18 protein-coding genes are annotated in these 20,546 nt (G+C 72.4%); 11 read left to right on the forward strand and 7 right to left on the reverse strand.

What is annotated here, in order from left to right:
- Positions 1-787: 787 nt before the first annotated feature.
- Entirely contained in the window at positions 788-1,159 is a 372-nt protein-coding gene (locus WH85_RS18925; RefSeq protein ID WP_052720534.1) for a hypothetical protein, read from the reverse strand.
- 50 nt (positions 1,160-1,209) lie between these two features.
- Between WH85_RS18925 and WH85_RS18930 the strand changes: the two genes are divergently transcribed.
- The 3 genes from WH85_RS18930 (at position 1,210) to WH85_RS18940 (ending at position 5,406) form a co-directional block, all read left to right on the forward strand.
- Positions 1,210-2,514: an AAA family ATPase gene (locus WH85_RS18930; RefSeq protein ID WP_045743308.1), complete on the forward strand. Its 1,305-nt coding sequence runs from the start codon at positions 1,210-1,212 to the stop codon at positions 2,512-2,514.
- Between the two features lie 21 nt (positions 2,515-2,535).
- Positions 2,536-3,369 carry a bifunctional DNA primase/polymerase gene (locus tag WH85_RS18935; RefSeq protein ID WP_045743238.1) on the forward strand — a complete coding sequence of 278 codons (834 nt, stop codon included), beginning with the start codon at positions 2,536-2,538 and terminating at the stop codon, positions 3,367-3,369.
- A gap of 231 nt (positions 3,370-3,600) precedes the next feature.
- The gene (locus WH85_RS18940; RefSeq protein ID WP_045743239.1) at positions 3,601-5,406 is read left to right on the forward strand and encodes a GAF domain-containing SpoIIE family protein phosphatase; all 1,806 of its coding nucleotides are present in this window, start codon (positions 3,601-3,603) and stop codon (positions 5,404-5,406) included.
- Here WH85_RS18940 and WH85_RS18945 read toward each other — a convergent pair.
- Positions 5,383-6,822, reverse strand: a complete 1,440-nt coding sequence (locus tag WH85_RS18945; RefSeq protein WP_045743240.1) for a hypothetical protein — start codon at positions 6,820-6,822, stop codon at positions 5,383-5,385. The two genes, WH85_RS18940 and WH85_RS18945, sit on opposite strands and share 24 nt — an antisense overlap.
- Positions 6,819-7,868, reverse strand: a complete 1,050-nt coding sequence (locus WH85_RS18950) for a hypothetical protein (protein WP_045743241.1) — start codon at positions 7,866-7,868, stop codon at positions 6,819-6,821. Before WH85_RS18950 ends, WH85_RS18945 begins: the two co-directional genes overlap by 4 nt.
- Before the next feature lie 140 nt (positions 7,869-8,008).
- Here WH85_RS18950 and WH85_RS18955 point away from each other — a divergent pair, with 140 nt between their 5' ends.
- Complete coding sequence (locus tag WH85_RS18955; RefSeq protein WP_045743242.1) at positions 8,009-8,293, forward strand: DUF427 domain-containing protein; 285 nt, start codon at positions 8,009-8,011, stop codon at positions 8,291-8,293.
- 25 nt (positions 8,294-8,318) lie between these two features.
- Here the strand turns inward: WH85_RS18955 and WH85_RS18960 are convergent, their stop codons facing one another.
- Together WH85_RS18960 and WH85_RS50500 are read right to left on the reverse strand one after the other, a co-directional pair.
- Entirely contained in the window at positions 8,319-8,651 is a 333-nt protein-coding gene (locus WH85_RS18960; protein ID WP_045743243.1) for a hypothetical protein, read from the reverse strand.
- A gap of 49 nt (positions 8,652-8,700) precedes the next feature.
- On the reverse strand, positions 8,701-8,853 hold the full coding sequence (locus WH85_RS50500; protein WP_157411081.1) for a hypothetical protein: 153 nt from the start codon (positions 8,851-8,853) through the stop codon (positions 8,701-8,703).
- Between the two features lie 204 nt (positions 8,854-9,057).
- Here WH85_RS50500 and fxsA point away from each other — a divergent pair, with 204 nt between their 5' ends.
- From fxsA to WH85_RS18970, 3 genes are read left to right on the forward strand one after another with little or no spacing between them, the layout of a single operon-like run.
- Positions 9,058-9,249, forward strand: coding sequence for an FxSxx-COOH cyclophane-containing RiPP peptide (gene fxsA / locus WH85_RS48185; RefSeq protein ID WP_245673998.1), 192 nt, complete (start codon positions 9,058-9,060; stop codon positions 9,247-9,249).
- Positions 9,249-10,697 (forward strand): aKG-HExxH-type peptide beta-hydroxylase, encoded by a 1,449-nt coding sequence (locus tag WH85_RS18965; protein ID WP_045743244.1) that lies wholly within the window; start codon positions 9,249-9,251, stop codon positions 10,695-10,697. Before fxsA ends, WH85_RS18965 begins: the two co-directional genes overlap by 1 nt.
- A gap of 47 nt (positions 10,698-10,744) precedes the next feature.
- Positions 10,745-12,406, forward strand: a complete 1,662-nt coding sequence (locus tag WH85_RS18970) for a putative bifunctional diguanylate cyclase/phosphodiesterase (protein ID WP_045743245.1) — start codon at positions 10,745-10,747, stop codon at positions 12,404-12,406.
- Between the two features lie 7 nt (positions 12,407-12,413).
- Here the strand turns inward: WH85_RS18970 and WH85_RS18975 are convergent, their stop codons facing one another.
- Positions 12,414-12,752 carry an STAS domain-containing protein gene (locus WH85_RS18975; protein WP_045743246.1) on the reverse strand — a complete coding sequence of 113 codons (339 nt, stop codon included), beginning with the start codon at positions 12,750-12,752 and terminating at the stop codon, positions 12,414-12,416.
- 92 nt (positions 12,753-12,844) lie between these two features.
- Between WH85_RS18975 and fxsT the strand changes: the two genes are divergently transcribed.
- The gene (gene fxsT / locus WH85_RS18980) at positions 12,845-15,262 is read left to right on the forward strand and encodes an FxSxx-COOH system tetratricopeptide repeat protein (RefSeq protein WP_045743247.1); all 2,418 of its coding nucleotides are present in this window, start codon (positions 12,845-12,847) and stop codon (positions 15,260-15,262) included.
- 107 nt (positions 15,263-15,369) lie between these two features.
- Here fxsT and WH85_RS18985 read toward each other — a convergent pair whose 3' ends face one another.
- Positions 15,370-16,656, reverse strand: coding sequence for an MFS transporter (locus WH85_RS18985; protein WP_045743248.1), 1,287 nt, complete (start codon positions 16,654-16,656; stop codon positions 15,370-15,372).
- Positions 16,657-16,727: 71 nt separating this feature from the next.
- Here WH85_RS18985 and WH85_RS18990 point away from each other — a divergent pair, with 71 nt between their 5' ends.
- The 3 genes from WH85_RS18990 to WH85_RS19000 all read left to right on the forward strand — a co-directional run bounded on the left by WH85_RS18990 (position 16,728) and on the right by WH85_RS19000 (position 20,544).
- Complete coding sequence (locus tag WH85_RS18990; RefSeq protein ID WP_245673999.1) at positions 16,728-17,663, forward strand: GlxA family transcriptional regulator; 936 nt, start codon at positions 16,728-16,730, stop codon at positions 17,661-17,663.
- Positions 17,664-17,703: 40 nt separating this feature from the next.
- Positions 17,704-19,371, forward strand: coding sequence for a GspE/PulE family protein (locus tag WH85_RS18995; RefSeq protein ID WP_045743249.1), 1,668 nt, complete (start codon positions 17,704-17,706; stop codon positions 19,369-19,371).
- 69 nt (positions 19,372-19,440) lie between these two features.
- A complete protein-coding gene (locus tag WH85_RS19000; protein WP_045743250.1) occupies positions 19,441-20,544 on the forward strand; it encodes a type IV pilus twitching motility protein PilT in 1,104 nt (367 codons plus the stop codon).
- Positions 20,545-20,546: the final 2 nt, after the last annotated feature.

The following is a 20,546-nucleotide window of genomic DNA, read 5'->3' on the forward strand; positions in this document are numbered from 1 at the left end:
GCAACGAGATCATAAAAACAGTCATGAATGAAATCGCGCACGCTGATCATCGGTTAGCCACGACGATGGAGCATCCGGGCGGGCGGCTGCGAAACCTGCAACTTGCGCAGCGAACCGCATGCGCAAGTTGCAAGCCGGTTTCGCTTTTCACCCGTACTCGATAGTGAAGCCGAGAGTTATTTCCGAGGGGTGACAGGGATGCGAACATCATTTCACGGGACGTGATCAAAGCGGGTGCCACCTGCGTCGCGGCGGACGTGTTGATCATTTGCGCGACGAGTGCCGGCGCCGTCCGGCGACTCCCGAAATCGGTTCCGGCGCACGCCGGGGACTTGCATCTCGATCGACTTCACCCCGAGGCCCCGCGGGGCCACATGATCACTGCATGGCTCACGACAGTGCAAGTGTCGGATTCCCGTCAGTTCACTCAGGCTCCCGCCATCCGGAAGATCACCCGCCCGCGCGCCGGCGTCCTCCGGCCCGAGCAGGTCACACCGCACGGCACCCGAGAACCTCGATCCGGTTCGGACGTGTTTCACGGACCCGGAAGCCGGGACAACGCCACGGAACCGGTTCAGCTCACTGTCACGTCTCATCACCGCCCTCACTCACCGGTCACCCCGGCGCACCATTCGGACAGACCCGGGAAATCCGCCCCGGGCGGGCGGACAGCCCGACTGTCCCCGCAGGGACAAAATGTGGCCCCCAACCAGGGAAAACAGCGATCGGGCAGGCCGAGGCGCAGGCAGGCCTTTTCCCGGCCCTACGGAAATGGCGACGGGAATCGTCAGTCCGGATCGACGGTGTCCCACGAATAGCGGAATTCGGAAGGCGGCAGACGCCATTCCCGGAGAACGGCGAGAAGTTCACCCTCATCGGCGGCCTCGGCACGCCGCAACCGGACCGCGCCGATTCCGTGGTCGTATCCCTCCAGGCGATCCGATTCGAACTCCCAGTGCGTCACGCGAAAGCTGCGGGCGTCGTCGCTGCGGGCCCGCCCGGCCCGGATCGCATCCTCGTCGGCGGGGCCGGTGCTGGGGACGATCTGCACGAAGGACCACCGGTGCGGCTGGGAGGCGGGCACGCGGACACCCAGCCGCCGCCCGAGCCGCAGCGCGGACAGGTGGACCGCCGGCCAGGTCCATTCATGATGATCCATAACAGGTGGGAGCGTACCCACCGGAGGTGCCGGGCGTTACCGTTGCCGAGGTGAGTTCCGACCCAGTCGTCAGCCCGTCGCACGAGGCGGCCACCGTCATCGCGGCGGTTCTCGCCGACCTCCTCTCCGGCGATCACCGCGGCGTGGTCGTCGACTCCCCGCCCGGTGCCGGCAAGTCGACCCTGGTCGTGCGGGCGGCCGGCGAGCTCGCCGCGACCGGCGCACCCCTGATGATCGTGGCGCAGACGAACGAGCAGGTGGACGACCTGATCGACCGCCTGGGCACGCGATCGCCGCAGGTCACGGTCGGTCGGCTCTCCGCGGTGGACTACGCGTCCTCGGAACGGGTGCGTGCCCATCCGGCCTGCCGGGTCGCGCCCAAGGTCGCCGATCTGGGCTCCCCGGCGGTCACCATCGGCACGGCCGCCAAATGGGCCACGGTCACCGAGGGCACCTGGCCGTGGGCGATCGTGGACGAGGCGTACCAGATGCGGTCGGACGCCCTGCTGCGCGTGGCGCCCCGGTTCCGGCGGGCGCTCTTCGTCGGCGACCCCGGCCAGCTCGACCCGTTCTCCACCGTCGAGGTGGACCGGTGGACCGGGCTCTCCTGGGATCCGATGCAGAGCGCGGTGGCGGTGCTGCTGCGGCACAACCCCGACCTGCCGGTGCACCGCCTGCCGGTCTCCTGGCGACTGCCCGCCTCGGCGGCGCCGGTGGTGGCCGAGGCCTTCTATCCCTTCACCGGGTTCCGGTCCGGCACCGGTCCGGGCGACCGTGTGCTGACCTTCGGCCGGGCCGCGTCGGACGGGCTCGACGAGGCGCTGGACGCCGCGGCGGCGTCCGGCTGGGGATTCCACGAACTTCCCGGGCGTTTCACGGTACGCACGGACGCCGAGGCCGCGGCCGCCTGTGCGGCGCTGGCCGGCCGTGCCCTGACCCGCGAGGGCGTCGCCACCTCGGAGTCCGGCACCGGCCCGCTGACGGCGGACCGGATCGCGATCGGCGCCGCGCACCGCGACCAGGTGGCGACGATCCGCGCCCTGCTGCCCCCGGAGGCGGCCGGCGTCACGGTGGACACCGCGAACCGGCTGCAGGGCCGGGAGTACGACCTGACCGTGGTGCTGCACCCGCTCTCCGGACGGCGTGACGCGACCGCCTTCCACCTGGAGTCCGGCCGGCTCTGCGTGCTCACCTCCCGGCACCGGCACGGTTGCGTGGTGGTGGCCCGGGAGGGCATCGCCGAACTGCTCGACGCGCATCCGTCGACCGAGCCGGTGCATCTGGGCGTGCCGGTGAAGTTCCCGGACGGCTGGGAGGCGAACCAGGCGATGCTGGCGCACCTGCATCGGCGGTGAATTTATCGTACGGTTGTTCTAATGTCGCTGAGAGCAGCCCTCGCGTACGCCCGGCACGGCATCCCCGTCCTGCCGGTGCACACGCCTGACCGCGCCGGCCGCTGCTCCTGCGGCCGGGGCGCCCGCTGCGACAGCCCCGGCAAGCACCCGCTGCTCCGGCACGGCCTGAGCGAGGCCTCCACCGACCCGTGGCAGATCCACGTCTGGTGGGCACGCTGGCCCCGGGCCAACGTCGGCCTGCGCACCGGCGTGGTGATGGACGTGGCCGACGTCGACTCGGCCGAGGGCTGGCACGGCCTGCACCGCCTGCTGCACGCCGCGATCCCGGCCGGACCACAGGTGCGGACCGGGCGCGGCGGGCGCCACCTCTGGTTCCACCCCACGGGGTACGGGAACCGCGTCGGTCTCCTGCCCGGCCTCGACTGGCGGGGCGCCGGTGGATACGTCCTGGCCCCGCCGTCACGGCACGTGACCGGCGCCGACTACACCTGGCTCCGGCCACCCGAGGCGTTCATGCCGCCGGCCCCGGACGCGCTCCGCGAGCTGATCGCCGGGCCGCCGGCGGCCGGACCCGAGCGGACGGTCACCCATCCCGGCCGCTACGCCGGGGCAGCCCTGGAGGCGGAGAGCGACCGGGTGGCCGGCGCGGTTCCCGGCACCCGCAACGACACCCTGAACCGGGCGGCGTTCTCGCTCGGGCGGCTGGTCGGGGCGGGCCTGCTCGACGAGGGGACGGTCCGGCGGGAGCTGACGTCGGCGGCCCGGCGCGCGGGGCTCGGGGCCGCCGAGACCCGGGCGACCATACGCTCCGGGCTGACCGCGGGACGGCGGTCGCCGTTCGATCACGCGGCGTGAGACGACGATCCACAGCCTGCGCGGAAAGTAGCAAAAGTGGGCAAGATCGACGCCTGCACCGGCTGTGACATAAGTCTGCCCTGATGGGGATCAGCCAGGCCGGGACGACCCCCAGCTGAGGGGCCCCGATGGGCCGTTCGGCGGAGCGTTCGGGTCGTTCGGGCCGCCGCTGGAGGGGCATCCGCTCGTCTCCCGCCGGTAACCTGGCGGGCGACCGGCCGGAGGGCGACAGTGCTGCAACGGGACGTTATCGAGGACACCGGGCAGAGCGTGCTGGCCGACCCACCACGCCTGCGATCGGTGCGCCGGATCATCGGCGGTCCGGCACCGGACCCCGCCTTCGACCGGCTGTCGATGCTGGTGAACAAGCTCGTCGACGCCCCGATGGGTGCGATCTGCCTGGTCGACGCAGATAGACAATATCTCGCCGGCCACGTCGGCATGCCCGATCCGCTGGGGACCGTCCGCGAGATGCCGCTGACCCACTCGTTCAGCCGCCACGTGGTGATCGCCGGCCGGATGCTGGCCGTGCCGGACGTCCGCGCCGACCCGCGGATGCGGGACAACCCGGCGATCGACGAGCTGAACGCGATCGCGTACGCGGGGGCCCCGATCACCGACCCGGACGGGCTGATCGTCGGAGCGCTCTGCGCCGTCGACACCGAACCCCGGATCTGGACACCCAGCGAGATCGCGCTGCTCAGCGAACTGGCCGAGGTCTGCTCGTCGGAGGTCTGCCTGCGCATCGCCCGGGTGGCCGCCGACGAGGCCCGCCGCACCGCCGAGTCCGCACAGCAGCAGATGGAACTCCTCGCCGAGGTGACCGAGTCGCTGGCCGCCACCATGGACGTGAGCGAGGCGATGCGGCGGCTCGGCCGGATCGTCACCGCCCGGCTGGCCGACTGGTGCGTGGTCGCGATCGCCGACGAATTCGGCGAACCGGCCCGGGTCTCCGCGGCCCACCACGACCCCGGGCACGCCGACGACATGGACCGGATCGCCGGCCTGCTCACCGCCACCCGTGAGGACCTGCGCTCGATGCTGCTCGCGGTCCGCCGCAGCGGCAGCCTGTTCCGCACCACGGACGGCGCGGCCGAGGTCCGCAGCCGCATCCTCGACGCCGAACTGACCGCGATCACCACCCGCGCCGGATTCGGACCGTCGATGATCGTGCCGATCACCTCGTCGGTGCGGCGCCGGGTCCTCGGGGCGGTGCTGCTGGTCAACCGGCCGGACCGGGAGCCGTTCACCGCGGCGCAGGCGCAGACCGCTGCCGAGATCGGCCGCCGGGCCGGGCTGGCGGTGGAGAACAGCCGCCTCTACCGCGAGCAGCGGCACATGGCCGAGGTGCTGCAGCGCAGCCTGCTCACCGACCTGCCGGAGATCCCGGGCATCGACCTGCACGCCCGCTACCAGCCGGCCCAGGACGGCGCGGCGGTCGGCGGCGACTGGTACGACGCGTTCGCCCAGCCGGACGGCGGCGCGGTGGTGGCCGTCGGCGACGTCTCCGGGCACGACATCAAGGCGGCGGCCACCATGGGGCAGCTGCGCAACCTGGTCCGCGGAGACGCGTACGGGCGGGACGAGGAGCCGGGAGCGGTGCTCACCGCCCTCGACCACACGCTGCACGGGCTGGCGGTGCCGGCGTCGGCGACCGCGGTGCTGGCCCGGGTCCGGCCGGCCCCCGGCGGCTACGCGGTGACGTTCGCCAACGCGGGACACCCGCCGCCGCTGCTGCTGTTGCCGGACGGTTCGGTGCAGGTGTGGTGGGTGCCGCCGGAGCCCCTGCTCGGGCTGCCGCCGCTGGGACCGCGGACGACCAACCGGCGGACGGTGCCGCCCGGGTCGACGCTGGTGCTCTACACCGACGGGCTGATCGAGTCGAAGGACCTGCTCATCGACGAGAGTGTCCGGCGGCTGGCGGGGGTGTTACGGGCCAACGCGGCGTATTCCGGGGACGAGCTGTGCGCCCGCCTGCTGGAGACCGCGCCACGCCACTACGACGACATCGCCCTACTGCTGGTCCGCCTCAACTGACAAGATCTCAGGCGGGACGTACGGCTCGGGTGGGCCCCCGTGGGTCCACGGCGTCTCGGTCGGGTCCGGGAACGCCCCGCCCGGCCGGTACGCCTCGCTCAGCGTCGTCAGCATCAGCCGCTCGCCCGCCGCCGGCACACTGCCCGGCTCGGCCACCAGCTTGCGACCCATCCCGCCGGACAGTTCCAGGAGCACGTCGTACCCGCCGGGCACCCGGGTCACCGACACCACCCGGGCCTTCTGCGACGGCCGGGCCGGTGACGTCAACGACGTGCCCGGCTCGACCCGGACCTCCTCCGCCGTCTGCACCATGATCCGCGGGCGCAGCACCGGCCGTCTGCCGCTGTCGTCGATCCGGTCCGGGGCGGCCAGCGTCACCACCCCGGCGAAGGCCGCGCCGGCCAGGCGGTACTCGGCCAGCACCAGCGGATCGTCGAAGGCACGCTGGACCGAGTATCGAGAAGCCGCGTTCTCCAGGCGTTGCAACCGGGCCGCGGCCGCCACCGCCCCGTCCCGGCGGGGCTGCGGCGGGCCGCCCTCGGCGAGCGTCTGCGCGAAGGCGGTGAAGGCGTCCCGGTCGGAGTCCCAGCGCGATGCCACCCGGTCGCCGACCGGCAGGTCCCGCAGCCGGCCGAACACCCGCCACATCCGGTCCCAGGTCGGGGTCAGCAGCTCGCGCAGCACCTCGGGCAGGGCCGGGTCCCCGCGTTCGAAGAGCGGGGCGAGCACCCGGTTGTCGAAGTCCGGGTCGGTGGCGGGCCCGGCGACCGGGCCCTTCTCCGCCTCGCGGGCCGCGGCCGCGCCCTCCTCGATCCAGGCGAGCTGCGCCCCGAGCTGGGCGTCCTCGGCGCTGCTCTGGCCGGTGGCCCAGTGCAGGCCGAGCGCCTGCACCGCGGTGAGCAGCAGCGACGAGCCGGGCACCTCGGCGGTGGCGGCGAAGAAGGTGAGCCAGCGGCCGAGCAGCGGCACGGCCGGCGGGACCGGGTTGTCACCGTCGACGCTGCGGAACCGGGTGGAACGCCCGAACAGGCGCAGGAAGTCGACGCCGCCCGGGTTCGGCACCCAGATCTGCGGGGCGTCGGTGTACCGGTGCCGGACGTCCTTGCCCCGGTCCACCGGGACCGCCTCGGTGTCGGTGGTGAACGATTCGGCGTACGGGACCAGCACCTCGGCCAGTTCGGCGGCGAAGGCGAACCGGTCGTCGCGGTTGCGCGGGTTCGTCACCACCAGCAGGCGCGGCTTCTCCGGATCGGTGCCGGCCAGGGCGGCCAGCGGCGCGTTCGCCTCGCCGGCCATCGCGAGCGGGATCAGGACCATCGGATGGTCGTGCAGGTGCAGGTGGCGTACGGTCGCGATCGGCTGGGCGTGGCCGGTGGCGGCGGCCTGGGCCCGGGCGAGCGCGGTGAGCGTACTCAAGAAAGCGCCTCGGACCGCAACCGCAGCGCGGTGCGCAGGAGGGCGGCGGCCTCGCTCTGCTCCTCGGTCGGCTCGCGACTGCCGTCGGCCAGGGCGAGCACCTCGCCGACGGTCTCGATGCCGCCCAGTGATTCCCGCACCGAGCGGCCGAGCGCGGCGGTGCTGCCGGACGACTCGTCCCGGCAGTACACGGAGAGTTCGCAGGCGGAGAGGCACTCCGGGGCGTAACGGGCGGCGATGTGACCGAGCGCGCCGGTCAGCTGCTCCGGTTCGAGGGTCAGGTCGAAGGTGACGCCGTCCGGGAGCGCGGCGGCCAGTTCGCCGACCGAGGCGAGCCGGGACAGCTGGCGGCGCAGGGTGGACAGCTGTTTGCGGATGTCGAGGACGACCGCGGCCGGGCGCAGCGAGAAGTTCTCCGGGCAGACCAGCACCACCTCGTGGCTGACCAGGGACGGGTCCTGGCCGAGGCGTTCCAGCAGGTCGCGCAGGGCGAGCACGTAGACGGCGGCCTGCACGGCGGCGGCCGAGACCTTGGCGCTCTCGGCCTGGCCGTCGACGATCGCGAACGACTTGATCTCGACGACCTGGAGGCGGCCGCGGTTCGCGTACGCGATCAGGTCCGGCTCGAGGTAGACGGTCTGGCCGGCCACCTCGAGGGTGAGCAGCGGGTGGTCGATCAGCGCGGCGCGCGCCGAGGCGAGCAGAGCGACGGTGCGCCGGTGCCGGGAGCTGAGCGTGTCGTCGGAGTCGGCGCCCAGGTCGGAGTAGCCGAGTCCGGCGTCGGCCTGCAGCACCGAGCGCAGCAGTTCGCAGTCGTCGGCCTTGAGCATCGCCTCGAACGCGTTGCCGCGGGACAGCGCGAACCGGGACTGGCCGAACTCGCCGGGGAAGCCGATCCGTTCGGCGAGTTTGAGCTTGTCGACTCCGGCGGCGTCGAGCACGGCCCGGCGGTCGCAGCCGGGGTTGCCGGTGAGCGCGGCGATGGTGCGCGCGTTGTGCCGTTTGGCCCGCGCGGGGCCGCGCAGCTGGTCGAGCCGGGTCTCCATCAGCGCCGTTTCTCCTGCCAGGAAAGCTCGACTGTAGATCTTTGTACGCTCCGGCGGCAATGTCCGGACGTTTCACCCTCGAGAGGTGAATAAACCGCACATATCAGACACGAAACCCATCTGCGGGGTACGTTCGGGTCATGCCGAAGGCCATCTGGAACGACGAAGTGATCGCCGAGAGCGACGACACCGTGGTGCTCGAGGGCAACTACTACTTCCCGCGCGCATCGATCCGCGAGGACGTGCTGGTTCCCTCCGAGACCCACACGGTGTGCCTGTGGAAGGGCAAGGCCTCCTACTACTCACTGCGCGCGGCCGGACAGACCTCGGTTGACGCCGCCTGGTATTACCCCGACCCGAAGCCCGACGCCGCGGCGGTCCGCGACCGCGTCGCCTTCCGTCGCGACGTGCACGTCGAAGCCTGAGACACGCCCACTGGCGGGGGCCCGCTCACGTGATGCGCGGGTGGGCCTCCTCGATCGTGCCGACCTCGAGATAGTCCAGCATGTCCCGCCGCTCCTCCTCGGAGAGGTCGGCGAACGCCGCGTAGGCCTCCGCGCGCGCGTGCGGGGTCTCCGCCGCCAGCAGCGCGATGATCGCCGACCAGGCCAGCGAGACGCGGTCGAAGAGCCGCGCCCGGCGCAGCGAGGTGAGCCGCGACAGCATCCCCACCCGGGTGGCCGCGTCGTCGTCACGCGGAACCCGGTCGCTGAGCTCGAACAGCGCCCGCCCCCGGTACGGATGCTCGGACTCGACCATGCGAGCCAGCTCCGCGTTGCTCATCCGGTCGACCGCCGGCGCGGGACCACGCCTCGGCAGTGACGGCGGCGTGTCAGCGGGCACGGCTGTCCCGCCCACTCTCGAACCCGTTGCCCGGCACCTGCTGCGGCAACGTGGGCGTGTTGTCGAAGATCGGGAACGGCGGCGCCGGCGGCATCACCGGTTCGGCCGGCTCCGCCTCCACCGCGACGTCCGTTCGCGACACGCCGTCACCGGCGCCTGGGTCTGCATCCCGCACGTTTTCGCCCTCCGTTACCGACTTTGCGGTAGTCAACGCCCATCAGATCACGGCTGTGCAAGACCCGCGAGCACCCACCGTAGCGACTCCCGGCGGTCACCCGACCCGGCGACCGCCGTAACCTTCAGGCAACGCATCGACCGACACCGCGCCAGCACTGAAGGAGGTGCCGTGGAGCCAGGCCAGGACGGCGACGGGAAGCCTACCGAATGGCGATCCGTGATGATCGATCTCTCCGGCGTCTCCCTCACGGATCTCGTCACGGATGACGACGAGTCGGTTCTCGCCCATTCCCTGCGCCGGGTCCTCGGCGAGCTGTCCGGCCCCGGCGAGCCCATCGCGGGCTTCAACTCCGCGGTCTGATGCCCCCGCAGCCTCCCCCGTCCTCCTTCTCCCTCGGCGACCGTGCGTTCGCCGCGCTCGGCGCGGGCCGCCCGGACACCGCCACCCTGGACCTGCTGCACCGCGCCCACCTGAGCCGGCACCTCCTGCTCCTGCGCGAGCTGCGGCTTTCGGCGACGGTCGAGCCGGACTGGTTCACCCGGCTGAGCACGACCGATCCGGATCAGACCCGGCAGTGGATCGCCGACCCGATGACCGGTCTGTGGGCCGCACACGCGCTGCGGACCGGCGCGGCCCCGGACGCGGCACCCGCGCCGCGCGGCGGTCATCGGCTCACAGCCCACCACCGAGACCTCTCTCTCCGGGTACGCGTCGACGACAGTGATCCGCTGCGCCGGTCCCTGGGGCTGACCCCGGCGCCGGCCCTGACTCCCGTCCAGGCGGCCCACTGGAGCGCCTGCCTGGACGAGGCGTGGCGGCTCCTCGTCGACCGGCACCGGGCGGCCGCCACGACCGTCGCCGCGGTGCTGCGGGTGATCGTGCCGGTGCTTCCGGATCCGGTGGCCGAAGGGATCAGCGCGACCTCCGCGGAGGCCTTCGGAGCGGTGGCCATGTCGGCACCGGTGGACGGGCGTTCGCTGGCCGCCGGGCTGATCCACGAGACGCAGCACAGCGTGCTGAACACCGTTCAGCTGCTGTTCCCGCTGGTCGAACCGGGCGGCGAGCGGGAGTACTCGCCGTGGCGGGAGGATCCACGGCCGGCGTCGGGGGTGCTGCACGGCGCCTACGCCTACCTGGCCGTCACCCGGTTCTGGCGGGACGAATGGCGGGCCGGTGGATCGCCGGCCGGCGGATTCGAGTTCGCCCGATGGCGGGAGGCGGTGCTGTCGGCGGCCGGTGACCTGCTGGACGGCGGACGGCTGACCCCCGCCGGGGAGCGGTTCGTGACGGCCCTGCGGGCGCAGGCCGCGGCGTGGCGCGACGATCCGGTCGCGCCGGAGACCGCCCGCCTGGCCGCACTGGCGAACGCCGACCACCGGGCGCGGTGGCGGCTGCGAAACCTGGCCGTCACGCCCGGCGACACCGGACGTCTCGCGGACGCCTGGCGGGCCGGGCAGCCGCCGCCGGCGGTCACGTCCCGGCTGAGTTCGGCGCCCGGACGCGCCCTGGAGAACAGCCACCGGCTGCGCCTGGCCCACGCCCGGGTGAAGGGCGACGCGGCGGACCGGACCGGCGACGGGGACGCCGGTGCCGGGGACGCCGCCTGCGTGCGCGGCGACCACGGGACGGCGCTCCGGTCGTACGGTGAAGCGCTGGTGAAGAACCGCGACGACGACGCGGCCTGGAGCGGCCTCGCCCTGGTCGCGCCGCAGCAGGCCCTGCGCGCGCGGCCCGAGGTGGTCCGCGCGGCGGCGCTCGCCCTGCCCGGAGCCGACATCGTCACACTCGCCGATTGGCTGTCCGGATGACTCATCTGCGCCCGGGGCGGACCGATGTGTGTCGCCGGAGGTGGACCGTGGGCCGCAACGCACTGATGGACCGGATACGGGTCGGCATCGATGACAGCATCGTGCTTGCCTCGCTCGTTCTGCTGGCCTGGCCGGCGGCCGTGGCCGCGCACCCGGGCGGGCTGCTCGGCCGTCTCGTGCCGCTGCTGGCCGCGGTGTGCCTGGCGGTGGCGGTCCTCGCGACCGACAACACCCGGCCGATGCTCCGGCAACTCACCGTCGGGGCGGCCCTGACCGCCGCCGCGGTCCAGCACCTGAGCGGGGACCTCTCCCCCGCCGCGACCTGGCTGGTGCTGCTCATCGGGGGCGCGCTGGCGGCCCGGCAGGCGCTCACCGGCCGCGAGGTGGACGGCAACCGGCAGCAGGTCCTGCTCGCCCAGCAGGCGTTCCGCGACTCGCTCACCGGCATCGGCAACCGCCGGATGTTCGTCGAGTACGCCGACGAGGTCCTCGCCGTGCCGGGCCGCAACCGCACCGCGGTGATCCTGCTCAACCTGGACGGCTTCAAGGACGTCAACATGTCGCACGGCCAGGCCGTCGGCGACGAACTGCTGCGGATCACCGCCGACCGGATCTCGGTAAACGTGCGTGCCAACGACACGGTCGCCCGTCTCGGCGGCGACGAGTTCGCCGTCCTGCTGCCCGGTGTGGAGGACGAGCACGCGGCCGTCGCGGTCGCCGAACGGGTGCTGACCGAGCTGCACCGGCCGATCGAGGTCGCCGGGGTGCCACTGGCCGTCCGGGCCAGCGCCGGGGTGGCCATCGCCGGCGCCGTCGAGGACCTGACGTCGGTGCTGCGCCGGGCCGACCAGGCCGTGCTGCGTTCCAAGGAGGACGGCGGCGGCATCGCCCGCCGGTTCGACCCGGTGCTGTTCGCCGCGGCCGAGCAGCACCGCCGCCTGCAGGCCGACGTGCTGCGCGGTCTGGAGGCCGGCGAGTTCGAGGTGCACTACCAGCCCATCGTGGACCTGCGCAACGGCGAGCAGACCGTCGGCGTCGAGGCGCTGATCCGCTGGCGGCACCCGGAGCGCGGCCTGCTCGCCCCGGCCGCCTTCCTCGACCTGGCCGAATCGCTGGGCCTGCTGCCCCGCATCGGCGGCTGGGTGCTCGAGGAGTCCTGCCGGCAGGCCATCGCCTGGCAGAGCCAGTTCCCCGGCTTCGAGATCAACGTGAACCTGTCGGCGTCCCAGCTGGGCAACCCGCGGCTCATCGAGGAGGTCCGGGCGGTGCTGACCGCGACCGGTCTGCCCCCGCAGGACCTGGTGCTGGAGCTGACCGAGTCGGTGGCGCTGACCGACCTGGTCGAGTCGGCCCGGGTGCTCGGCGCGCTCAAGGCACTGGGCGTCCGGATCGCGCTGGACGACTTCGGCACCGGCTTCTCGTCACTGAGCCACCTCAGCGCCCTGCCGGTGGACGTCGTGAAGATCGACCGCTCGTTCGTGCAGGCGATGCCGGAGACCGGTGGCGCGTCGGTGGCCGAGGCGGTGCTGCACATCGCCCGCACCTTCAACCTGGCGCCGGTCGCCGAGGGCGTGGAGGACGCCGGGCAGGCCGAACGGCTGCGGGAACTGGCGTGCAGCCGGGCACAGGGCTATCACTTCGCGCGGCCGATGCCGGCCGCCGCGGTGACCGAACTGCTGGACCGTCAGGGCGTGCCGGTGCCGCTGTGAGCCGCCGTCACTGCGCCGGGCCCTGTTCGGCCGGCCGCACCGGGACGACCTCCATCAGGCCGCTCAGGACGAGCACCTGGCGGACGTTGGCGGACGGCCGGGCCAGCCGGAAATCGATGCCGGAGTCGCGGGCGCGCTGGAAACCCGAGATCAGCGCGCCCAGGCCGGTCGAATCGATGAACGCGACACCGGCCATGTCCACCTCGATGAGCCGCGGACGGCCGGCCACCGCCTCGCCCAGAGCCACCCGCAACTGCTCCACGGAGAGGATGTCGATCTCGCCCCGGAGGGACACGGTGGTGACGCCGTTCGCGGCATCCAGGCTCGTCACGATCTCGTCGGTCACCGAGGGGCCTTCCGTTTCGTCGCGTGCCCGCTTTGCGTTGGCGTGGCTTCCACGTACGGTAATCGGCATCACCAACACGTGAGGAGCACGGTGTGCCGATCCGTGGCGGTCTGCCGCCGCGCAACTCCCGCTTCGTGGGCCGTGAGGAACTGCTGACCCGCGTGCGAGGTCTGCTCGGCAACGGCCCCGTCGTGCTGCTGCCGAGTCCGGACCATCAGCTCGGCGGGACAGGACGTACCCAATTGGCCGTCGAATATGCCTACCGGCACGCCGACGCCTACGACCTGGTGTGGTGGATCCCGGCGGAACAGCCCGCGGGGATGCGCGCCGCCCTCGCCGGTCTCGCCCAGGAGCTGGGCGTGCCCGAGGCCCGCGACCTCAACCGGACCCTCGGGGCGGTCCGCGACGCGCTGAGCCGCGGCGAGCCGTACCGGGACTGGCTGGTCGTGTTCGAGAACGCCAACCGGCCCGAGGACATCATGCCCTACCTCCCCTCCGGCGCCGGGCACGTGCTGGTGACCAGCCGCAACCCGCGCTGGACCGCCGAGGTGGCACAGGCCATGCCGGTGCCGGTGTTCGACCGCGCGGACAGCGTGGACCTGCTCCGCGGGCGCTCTCCCGAACTGTCCGCCGACGACGCGGACCGGCTCGCCGACCGCCTCGGCGACGTGCCGATGGCACTCGACCTGGCCGCCGCGGTCCGCGAGGCCACCGGCTGGCCCCTCGCCGACTACCTGGACCGCTTCGAGAGCCGCGCCGCCGACCTGGCCTTCCCCACCCCGATCCGGGTGGCCTGGGGACTCGCCGCGGAGGCGATGGCCGCCGGCGACCCGGCCGACCGGGCCCTTCTCGAACTCTGCACCTTCCTGGCCAGCGCGCCGATCTCCTGGCGGCTGCTGTGGGCGGCCCGCACCCTGCCCCTCGACCCGGAGCTCGCGCCGACCGTCCGGGTGGAACGCCGGCTGCGCTCGGCGATGCGCCGGATCAGCCGGTTCGGCCTGGCCGACCTCGACCCGGCCGGCGAGCAGCTGACCGTGCACCCGCTGGTCCGCGGCATGTTCGGCCAGGAACTCACCTCGGAACGGCACGCCAGGCTGCTACGGACCGTCCGGGGCATGCTCGCCGCCGCCGACCCGGGCGAGCCGGACAACCCCGCCGGGTGGTACCGCTACGCCGAACTCGCCCCGCACCTGATCCACTCCGATCTGCTCGGCGGCGACGGTGAGGAGGTCCGGCAACTCGTCATCAACTGCATCCGCTACCACTACGCCCGCGGCGACTTCGACTCCAGCCGCGACCTGGCCGGCGCGGCGGTGGCCCGCTGGCGCGACGCCCTCGGCGAGACCTCCGAACAGACCCTGCTGGCCGCGTTCCACCTGGCCAACACGCTGCGGGCGGTGGGGCGGACGGCGGACGCCCGCAACCTCAACCTGCAGACCCTGCGCACCCAGCGGGAGGTGTTCGGCGCCGACGACGAGGCCACCCTGGCCACCGCCAACAGCGTCGGCGGCGACCTGCGCATGCAGGGCCACTTCGGGCAGGCCCGGCAACTCGACGCGGACAACCTGGTGCGGTACCGCCGGCTGTTCGGCGAGAGCTTCCCGACCGCGCTGCGCTGCGCCAACAACCTCGCCGCCGACCTGCGGCTGCTCGGTGACTTCCGGGGCGCCCGCGCCCTCGACGAGCCGACCCTGCGTCACCGGCAGGCCATCTTCGTCGACGGCCACCCGGAGACCCTCTCATCCCGGGCCGGCCTGGCCTTCGACCTGTTCGGGCTGGGCGACTACGCGGGCGCGACGGCCCTGCTCTCCGGTGGCCACACGGTGCCGGCCGACCACCCGTTCGCGTTGTGGGCCGGCCGGATCGCCGCGATGGCCGCCCGCCGCCGCGGCGACCCCGCGGCCCGTGCCATGGCCACCGCCAACCTGGCGACCACCCGCCAGAAATTCGGCGACCTCAACGTGGACACCCTGGCCGCCGCGATGTCGCTGGCCAACTGCGCCCGCGCCGAGGGCGACCTGGACCACGCCCACGAACTGCTGGAACGCGCGGTGACGCGTTACCACGCGGTGCTCGGCGACGAACACCCGTTCACGCTCGCCGCCTCGGCCGGCCTGGCCGGGGTGGTACGAGCCGTGGGACGGCACGCGGAGGCCCGGACCATCGACGCCGAGGTGCTGAGCGGACTGCGCCGCAGCGTGGGCGCCGACCACCCGTTCACGCTGAGCTGCGCCAACGGCCTGGCCGCCGACCTGGCCGCGATCGGCGAGGCCCAGCAGGCCCGGGAACTCGCGGCGGACACGCTGCGCCGCTCCCGGACGGTCCGCGGCGCCGACCACCCGGACTCGGTGGCCTGCGCCTGGAACCTGGCCCTCGCCGACGCCGACGAGGCGGCACAGCAGCAGGCCCTGGACGGTCTCGTGAAGGTGTACGGAGACGGGCACCCGATCTTCCGGAGCACGGGGGCCGGACTGCGCCTGGAGACCGACATCGACCTGCCCCCGTTGTAGGCACCCCGGTCCGGACAGCGGAGCGGCGGGGCCCGGCTCTCCTGGGGCAGGGTGGGACGGGTCGGTTCTGGCGGGACGGGGCGGTCTCGTACCCCGCCGAGGAGATCTCAGGAATCGGCCGGGACCGCCAGGCCGAGGCCGGGAGCGATCGGCTTGAAGTGTTTTCCGGCGAACAGCATCAGGCTCAGCAGCGAGGCGAGCAGGGCCAGGGCGCCCGCGCCGTACCAGGCCCAGGTGTACGCGCCGAGCTGATCCCGGACCAGGCCGGCGGCGGTGGCGGCGAAGGCCGCGCCGATCTGGTGGGAGGCGAAGACCCAGCCGAAGACGATCGGGCCGGCGGCACCGAAGTACTCGCGGCAGAGGGTGACCGTCGGCGGCACGGTGGCGACCCAGTCGAGGCCGTAGAACAGGATGAAGATCAGCATGCTGGGGTGTGCGGCGGCCGCGAACAGTGACGGCAGGAACAGCAGGGACAGGCCGCGCAGGGCGTAGTAGGCGCCGAGCAGGATGCGGCTGTCGACCCGGTCGGTCAGCCAGCCGGAGGCGATGGTCCCGGCGATGTCGAAGACGCCGACCAGCGCGAGCAGACCGGCGGCGGTGGTCTGCGGCATGCCGTGGTCGTGGGCGGCCGGGATGAAGTGGGTGCCGACCAGGCCGTTGGTGGTGGCGCCGCAGATCGCGAAACCGCCGGCCAGCAACCAGAAGGCGCGGGTACGAGCAGCGTCACGCAGAGCGGAGAGCGCGGTGCGGGCGGCGCCGCCGGCGGGTTTCGGCGGGGCCGCCACGACGGTGTCCGCGCCGAGGGCGGCGACACCCAGATCGGCGGGGTGATCACGCAGCCGCCACCAGATCAGCGGCACGACGCACACCGCCGCCACCGACACCGTGAGTGACGCGGTCCGCCAGCCCTCCGACTCGGCGAGCCGGGACAGCACCGGCAGGAAGATCAGGTTGCCGGTGGCGCCGCCCGCGGTGAGCACACCGGTGACCAGGCCGCGGTGCCTCACGAACCAGCGGCCGGTGATCGTGGCGACGAAGCCGAGGGCCAGCGATCCGGTCCCGAGACCGACCAGCACACCCCAGCAGAGCATCAGCTGCCAGCTCTGTGTCATGAACACCGTCAGCCCGGAGCCGGCCGAGACCAGCAGCAACGCGGCCATCGCCACCCGCCGGATGCCGAACCGGTTCATCAGCGCCGCGGCGAACGGCGCGGTCAGCCCGTAGAGCAGCAGGTTGACCGAGACGGCCGCCGAGATGGTGCTGAGCGACCAGCCGAACTCCTCGTGCAACGGCTGCAGCAGGACGGACGGGGTGGCCCGGAAGCCGGCCGCGCCGATCAGGGCGACGAACGCGGCGACGGCGACCAGCCAGGCGGGGTGGATGCGGTACTTCACGTGACCGATTCTGCGGGGACCCGTCCGTCCGGACGAGTGGCCGGGAGGTCATGATGCGCAAGAATCGGGCCATGGCGCATGTGATAGCGGTGCTGCTGCTGGACGGTGTGGTCCCCTTCGACCTGGGCACCGCCACCCAGGTGTTCAGCGCGGCCGGCGACCGTTACGAGGTGCGGGTCTGCGGCGAGGGCCCGGTGCGCACCGAGCACGGCTTCACGATCGTCCCGGAGCACGGTCTGGAGGCTCTGGATCAGGCGGACACGCTGCTCATCCCGGGTATTCATCGGGGTGGGCCGGTGACCGACGGGACACTGCCCGATCCGATTTATGCCGCTTTATCGGCTTTTTCCGGACGTATCGTCTCGATCTGTACCGGCGCGTCGGTGCTGGCCGCCGCCGGTCTGCTCGACGGGCGGCCGGCGGCCACCCACTGGGCCTGGGCGAAACGGATCGCCGGGCTGTATCCCCGGGTCGCGTGGGACTTCGACGTGCTGTTCGTGGACGACGGCGACGTGCTGACCTCGGCCGGTGTGGGCGCCGGGATCGATCTGTGCCTGCACATCATCCGCAGCGACCACGGCGCGGACGTGGCGAACCGGGCGGCCCGGCGTTGCGTGGTGCCGCCCTGGCGGGACGGTGGTCAGGCGCAGTTCATCGAGCGGCCGGTGCCGTCCGGCAGCGGGACGGGTACCGAACGGACCCGGGCCTGGGTGCTGGACCGGCTGGCCGAGCCGGTCACCCTGGAGGAGATGGCCGGGCACGCCCGGATGAGCATCCGCACGTTCACCCGCCGGTTCCGGGACGAGACCGGGATGAGCCCGCGCCAGTGGCTGCTACGACGCCGCGTCGAGCAGGCCCGGATCCTGCTGGAGTCGACCGATCTGGCGGTGGAGGCGGTGGCCCGGCACTCCGGCCTGGGCAGCGCGACCGCCCTGCGCCAGCATCTGCACGCGGCGATCGGGGTGGCACCGTCGGCGTATCGGCGGACGTTCCGCCACACCGGGTGAGCTTGCTCAGTTCTACGGCGAAATGTCCGATGGGCTCCATGTGGATCAGACCTTCCGTCCGCTGCTTGATGCCCTGAAGCAGATCGGCGTCGATCCGCACGCGGTCGATGCCGCGGCTGAAGAGGCACAGCGCAGCGGCCGGTCGGTGCGGGCCGTGCTGATCAACGACCAGGTCGTCACCGAGGAGCAACTCACCCAGGCCGCCGCCGCCTCGTTCGGCATCAACACCCTGGACCTGGTCGGATTCACCCCGGACCCGAACGCGCTCAAGCGCATCCCGCTGCCGGTGGTGCTGCGCCACCGGGTGCTCGGCCTGGCCCTCAACGGCGACGAACTGGTCGTCGGCGTCACCGACCCGGCCGACGTGGTGGCGCTCGACGACGTTCGCGCGGCCACCGGCATGACGATCCGCCCGGTGGTGGTGGCCCGCAGCGAGGTCCGCCGGATCATCGAACGGCTGGAACGCGAGGGCGCCGACCTCGGCGAGATGGCCGACAACGGGCTGGACGACGCGGCCGGGATGGCCGCCCAGTCCAGCGGCACCGAGGACGCCCCGATCGTCCGGTACGTGAACAGCCTGATCGAGCAGGCCGTCATGAACCGCGCCTCCGACCTGCATCTGGAGCCGACCGAGGACGACATGCGGGTGCGGTACCGGATCGACGGCGTGCTGCACGAGGTGGACGTGGTGCCGCGCGGCGTGATGGCGGCGCTCACCTCCCGCATCAAGATCATGTCGGGTGTCGACATCACCGAGAAGCGGGTCCCGCAGAACGGCCGCATCACCGCGCTGATCCGCGACCGGACCGTCGACCTGCGGACCGCGACCCTGCCCACGGTCTGGGGCGAGAAGCTGGTGCTGCGTGTCCTGGACACCGGCGGCATCGACCTGGACATGCAGAAGCTCGGCTTCACCCAGCACAACCTGGACCGGTTCGCCGCGTCGTTCTCCAAACCGCACGGCATGGTGCTGGTCACCGGGCCGACCGGCTCCGGCAAGTCGACCACGCTGTACGCGACACTCGGCCGGATCAGCAAACCGGAGATCAACGTGATCACGGTGGAGGACCCGGTCGAGTACCGGCTGCGGGGCGTCAACCAGGTGCAGGTGAACGCGAAAGCCGGCCTGACCTTCGCCGCCGTGCTCCCGGCGATCCTGCGGTCCGACCCGGACGTGGTGCTGATCGGTGAGATCCGGGACGGCAACACCGCGCAGATCGCGGTCGAGGCGTCGCTCACCGGTCACCTGGTGCTCTCCACGCTGCACACCAACGACGCGCCCGGCGCCGTCACCCGGCTCACCGAGATGGGGATCGAGCCGTTCCTGGTCGGATCGTCGTTGGACTGCGTACTGGCCCAGCGGCTCGCCCGCCGGATCTGCGACTGGTGCAAGGAGCCGTACACGCCCGCCGAGGACGAGGTGGTCGCGGCGAACTGGCCGTTGCAGGACCTGCCGTACCCCGAGGTGCTGTACCGGCCGGTCGGCTGCCGCAACTGCGCGAACACCGGGTACAAGGGCCGGATCGCGATCCACGAGGTCATGCCGATCTCGCCGGAGATCGAGTCGCTGACCATCCGCCGCTGCTCGGCCGGTGAGATCCGCGAGGTGGCGCTCTCCCAGGGCATGTACGACCTGCGCGCGGACGGCCTCGCCAAGGCCGCCGGCGGGCTGACCTCGATCCGCGAGGTCTCCCGCGTGGCGGTCTGAGCAGGCCTAATCCGGATCGTTCGCCTGCCGATTCAACAGGCGTCGGGAGTCGGCGAAAGGGGGCGGGACGTGGACACCCTGCAGCAGGAGGCCGCGACCGCGAACGACCTGGCGCTGCTCGATCAGCTGCTCGTCACGATGGTCGAGTCCCGGGGTTCGGACCTGCACCTGACGGTCGGATCCCCGCCGATGATGCGGATCGACGGCGAACTGCGGCCGGCCCCCGGGTACGGCAAGCTGAACTCCGCGGACACCGAACTGCTGGCCCGGGCGGCGGTGACACCGGCGCAGTGGGTGACGTACCGGAACGAACAGGAACTCGACTTCGCGCACAGCATCGTCGGCGTCTCCCGGTTCCGCGGCAACCTCTACGTGCAGCGCAACTCGTGCGGCGCGGTGTTCCGGGCCATCCCGCACAAGATCAAGCCGCTGGACGAGCTGGGCATGCCGGAGTCGGTGGCCCGTTTCGCCCACCTGCCCCGCGGCCTGGTACTGGTGACCGGCCCGACCGGTTCCGGCAAGACCACCACCCTGGCCTCGATCCTCGACCTGGCCAACCGCAGCCGGGCCGACCACATCATCACCATCGAGGACCCGATCGAGTTCCTGCACCCGCACAAACGCTGCATCATCAACCAGCGCGAGGTCGGCTCGGACACCGGCACGTTCGCCAGCGCGCTCAAGCACGCGCTGCGGCAGGACCCGGACATCATCCTGGTCGGCGAGCTGCGTGACCTGGAGACCACGGCCACCGCGCTGACCGCCGCCGAGACCGGCCACCTGGTGCTGGCCACCCTGCACACGCAGAGCGCCACGCAGACGGTCGACCGGGTCATCGACATCTTCCCGCCGCACCAGCAGCTGCAGATCCGGGCCCAGCTGGCGGCCAGCCTCCAGGGTGTGGTCACCCAGTCGCTGGCGCCGCGGGCGGACGGCAAGGGGCGTGCGGTGATCGCCGAGATCCTGACCTGCACCCCGGCCATCCGAAGCCTGATCCGGGAGGGCAAGTCGCACCAGATCCCGTCCTTCATGCAGGCCGGCAGCGCCGAGGGCATGCTCGCCTTCGACCAGCACCTGGCCGAGAAGGTCCGTGAGGGTGTCGTCGACATGCAGGCCGCCCTGGAGATCTGCCATTCGGCGGAGGAGCTCAAACGGCTGGTGGGACGGGGCTGAGC

Source organism: Actinoplanes rectilineatus (genome assembly GCF_000962825.1).
GTDB lineage: Bacteria > Actinomycetota > Actinomycetes > Mycobacteriales > Micromonosporaceae > Actinoplanes > Actinoplanes rectilineatus.